The organism is Micromonospora sp. 4G55, assembly GCF_016803375.1.
Map to the genome: position 1 here is coordinate 1 of NZ_JAEVHN010000568.1, position 3,939 is coordinate 3,939.

The 3,939-nt window shown below is 73.5% G+C and carries 4 protein-coding genes; all 4 read right to left on the reverse strand.

What is annotated here, in order from left to right:
• On the reverse strand, nt 1–667 hold a 667-nt coding region (locus JNW89_RS29970; RefSeq protein ID WP_238451635.1), incomplete at its 3' end, for a sulfite exporter TauE/SafE family protein.
• 117 nt (nt 668–784) lie between these two features.
• Nucleotides 785–1,255 carry an Rrf2 family transcriptional regulator gene (locus tag JNW89_RS29975; protein WP_238451636.1) on the reverse strand — a complete coding sequence of 157 codons (471 nt, stop codon included), beginning with the start codon at nt 1,253–1,255 and terminating at the stop codon, nt 785–787.
• 57 nt (nt 1,256–1,312) lie between these two features.
• On the reverse strand, nt 1,313–2,194 hold the full coding sequence (locus tag JNW89_RS29980; protein ID WP_238451637.1) for an acyl-CoA thioesterase II: 882 nt from the start codon (nt 2,192–2,194) through the stop codon (nt 1,313–1,315).
• Nucleotides 2,191–3,639, reverse strand: coding sequence for a pyruvate kinase (gene pyk, locus JNW89_RS29985; RefSeq protein WP_238451638.1), 1,449 nt, complete (start codon nt 3,637–3,639; stop codon nt 2,191–2,193). The genes JNW89_RS29980 and pyk overlap by 4 nt, the downstream gene beginning before the upstream one ends.
• Nucleotides 3,640–3,939: the final 300 nt, after the last annotated feature.

Below are 3,939 nucleotides of genomic sequence, written 5' to 3' on the forward strand. Positions count from 1 at the left end.
GCCAGGCGGCGACCGGCGCGGCGATCAGGCCGCCGACCAGCAACGCGGCCACGGTGGGCAGCAGGAAGCCCTGGCTGCCCAGGCCGATCAGGAAGCCGATGCTGGCCGCGCCGGCGACCACGAACTCGGCGGTGTCGACGGAACCGATCACCTTGCGCGGCTCCAGCCGGCCGGAGACCAGCAGCGCGGGCGTGGCCACCGGGCCCCATCCCCCGCCGCCGGTGGCGTCGACGAAGCCGGCGACCAGGCCGAGCGGCCCGAGGAACCGGCCGCGCAGCCCACCGGCGCCGGCCCGGGGACGCAGCGGCCGGGAGAAGCGGACCAGCAGGTACGCGCCGAGCACGAAGAGGATGCCGGCCATCCACGGCGCGGCCGACTCGGTGGAGATGGCGCTGAGGAAGGTGGCCCCGGCGAAGGCGCCGAGCGCGCCGGGGACGGCGATCCGGGCGACCACCCGCCAGTCGACGTTGCCGAAACGCCAGTGCGCGACGCCGGCGGCGAGCGTGGTGCCGATCTCGGCCAGGTGCACCGAGGCGGAGGCGGCGGCCGGGGCGACGCCGGCGAAGAGCAGCAGGGTGGACGAGGTCAGCCCGTACGCCATGCCGAGCGCCCCGTCGACGAGCTGGGCAGCCAGCCCGACCAGAGCGAGGACCAGAAGCTTGCGCACGCGCGCCCCTCCGAACTTTCGGCATCTCCTATCGACTTGGTCGACAATGCGGCACGACGGGGGCTGGGTCAAGCCCCCTATCGGTGGGTGGGACGGCACCGGACGGTGCGGCCGGGCTCAGCTCCAGGCGCGCGGATCGGCGGCCAGCTCGGTGATCCGGCCCGGCAGCTCCCCGGCGGCCACGTCGGCGATGCTCACCTGCTCCAGGATCTCCCGCTCGCTGGCCCGCAGCGCGATCCAGACCTCCTGCAACGCCCGGGCCGCGCCGTGGTAGCCCAGGTCCTCGGGGCGCTGCCCGCGCACGTGGGCCAGCGGACCGTCGATGACCCGGATCACCTCGGCCAGGGAGATCTCCGCGGCCGGCCGGGCCAGCCAGTAGCCGCCCTCGGGCCCACGCTGGGCGTGCACGATGCCGCCCCGGCGCAGCTGGAGCAGGATGCTCTCCAGGAACTTCGGCGGGATCTCCTGGGCCCGGGCGATCTGCTCGGCGGTGACCGGCCGGGACCGCCCCGCACTCGCGCTGACGGCGACCGAGGCCAGCTCGGCGGCCGCACGGAGGGCATAGTCGACCCGGGCGGAGAGACGCATGACCGCAAGGTTAGTCGGCAGGCCAGCCGCCCGGCCTGCCGCCCCTCACCCTTTTGATCACTCGCCGACGCGGCGGAGCAGGCCCTCCTGCACGGCGCTGGCGATGTGCCGGCCGTCCGTGGTGAACATCCGGCCGGTGGCCAGCCCACGCGCGCCGGAGGCCGACGGGCTCCAGCAGTCGTAGAGGAACCACTCGTCGGCCCGGAACGACCGGTGGAACCACAGCGCGTGGTCGAGGCTCGCCCCGACCACGCCGCCCGGGCCCCAGACCTCGCCGTGCACCGAGAGCACCGAGTCCAGCAGGGTCAGGTCGGAGGCGTACGTCAGGGCGCACGCGTGCAGCAGCGGGTCGTCCGGCAGCTTGCCGTCGATGCGCATCCAGACCCGCTGGTACGGGTCGGCGGGGCGGTCGCCGGGGCGTACCCAGCCGGGCTCGCCGACGTAGCGGACGTCTATCGGGCGCGGGATCTGCCCCCAGATGCCGAGCCGCTCCGGGTAACGGGAGAGCCGGTCGGTCATGGTGGGCACGTCTTCCGGCCCGGGCACGTCCGGCGGGGTGGGGGCCTGGTGGTCCAGGCCCTCCTCCTGCCGCTGGAAGGAGGCCGACATGAAGAAGATCGGCTTGCCGTGCTGGAAGGCGACCGAGCGGCGCACCGAGAACGACCGGCCGTCGCGGACGTTCTCCACCTGGTACTCGATCGGCTCCACCGGGTCGCCGGGGCGCACGAAGTAGCCGTGCAGCGAGTGCACGAAGCGCTCCGGATCGACGGTACGACCGGCGGCCACCAGGGCCTGGCCGGCGACCTGCCCGCCGTACACCCGCTGCGGGCCGACCGGCGGGCTCATCCCCCGGAAGGTCATCTCGCCGGTGTTGTCGAGGTCGAGGACCTCCAGCAACTGGTCGACCGCGGCCTGCCCGGCCACCTGGCGCTCGGTCACTGCAGGGCCCGCGCGGAGGCCGCGTCGACCAGCGAGCCGAGCTGGTGCACCCGGAGGGTGTTGGTGGAGCCGGGGGTGCCGGGCGGGCTGCCCGCCACGATTACCACGTAGTCGCCGGGGTTGGCCCGGTTGAGGCCGAGCAGCGCCTGGTCGACCTGGCGGAACATGTCGTCGGTGTGCTCGACGAACGGCATCAGGAAGGTCTCCACGCCCCAGCAGAGCGCGAGCTGGTTGCGCACCTCGGGCACCGGGGTGAAGGCCAGCAGCGGCAGGTCGCAGTGCAGCCGGCTCAGCCGCTTGACGGTGTCGCCGGTCTGCGAGAAGGCGACCAGCGCCTTGGCGCCGATGGCGCGGGCGATCGAGGAGGCCGCGACGGTGAGCGCCCCGCCGTGGGTACGCGGGTCGTGCTGGAGCCGGGGCACCCCGATCGAGCCGGACTCGGTGGTGGTGACGATCTTCGCCATGGTGCTGACGGTCAGCACCGGGTACTTGCCGACGCTGGTCTCGCCGGAGAGCATCACCGCATCCGCGCCGTCGAGCACCGCGTTGGCGACGTCGGAGGCCTCGGCACGGGTCGGGCGGGAATTTTCGATCATGGAGTCGAGCATCTGGGTGGCCACGATGACCGGCTTGGCGTTCTCCCGGCAGAGCTGCACGGCGCGCTTCTGCACCAGCGGCACCTGGTCCAGCGGGAGCTCGACGCCCAGGTCGCCGCGGGCGACCATGACGCCGTCGAAGGCCAGCACGATCGCCTCGAGGTGGTCCACCGCCTCGGGCTTCTCGACCTTGGCCAGCACCGGGCGGTGCACGCCCTCCTCGGCCATGATGCCGTGCACGAGCTTGATGTCGTCGGCCGAGCGGACGAAGGAGAGCGCGATCAGGTCGACCCCCAGGCCGAGCGCGAACCGCAGGTCCTCGGCGTCCTTCTCCGACATCGCCGGGACGCTGACCGCCACGTTGGGCAGCGAGACGCCCTTGTTGTTGGAGACCGGGCCGCCCTCGGTGACCAGGACGCGGATGTCGTTGCCGGTGACGTCGCTGACCTCGACGGCGACCCGGCCGTCGTCGATCAGCAGCCGGTCGCCCGGCTTCACCTCCTGCGGCAGCTTGCGGTAGGTGCAGGAGACCCGCTCCTTGGTGCCCACGATGTCGTCGCCGGTGATCACGACGGAGTCGCCGGTGCGCCACTCGTGCGGGCCGTCGGCGAACCGGCCGAGGCGGATCTTGGGGCCCTGGAGGTCGGCCAGGACGGCGACCGGGTGCCCGGCGGCGTCGGCCGCCTCCCGCACCATTCGGTACACCGACTCGTGGTCGGCGTGACTGCCGTGGCTGAAGTTCAGCCTGGCCACGTTCATGCCCGCCTCGACGAGCCCCCGGATCCGCTCCGGGGACGAGGTGGCAGGGCCAAGAGTGCAGACGATCTTCGCGCGGCGTGTCACGCCCATCAGGCTAGTCTCTCCTCCGGGTCGGCCGGGCCGACCCTTTCCGGACTGTGGAACAGTTGTCCACCGACGCGACCGCGGCGGGCGCGTGGCCGGCGGGCGCGGAGCCGCACCGGGGGACATCGTGAGTGGCGGGCATCGGCGACCGCGCGCCGGGAATCGTACCGCCCGCTCGCATCCGCCGCCGGAGCCGCTCCCACGCCCCCGTCGGGCGCCCGCCGCGCCGCCACTCACCCACCGCCGGTGGTCGCCGGCAGCGTTGGTACGGCGGAGAAGACCGCCGTCGGGTCGTACCGGTGCCGG

Bases quoted from the DNA above. Each gene is read 5' to 3' on its own strand.
- JNW89_RS29975 (WP_238451636.1), bottom strand. From the start codon at position 1,255: ATGCGTCTCTCCGCCCGGGTCGACTATGCCCTCCGTGCGGCCGCCGAG.
- pyk (WP_238451638.1), bottom strand. From the start codon at position 3,639: ATGGGCGTGACACGCCGCGCGAAGATCGTCTGCACTCTTGGCCCTGCC.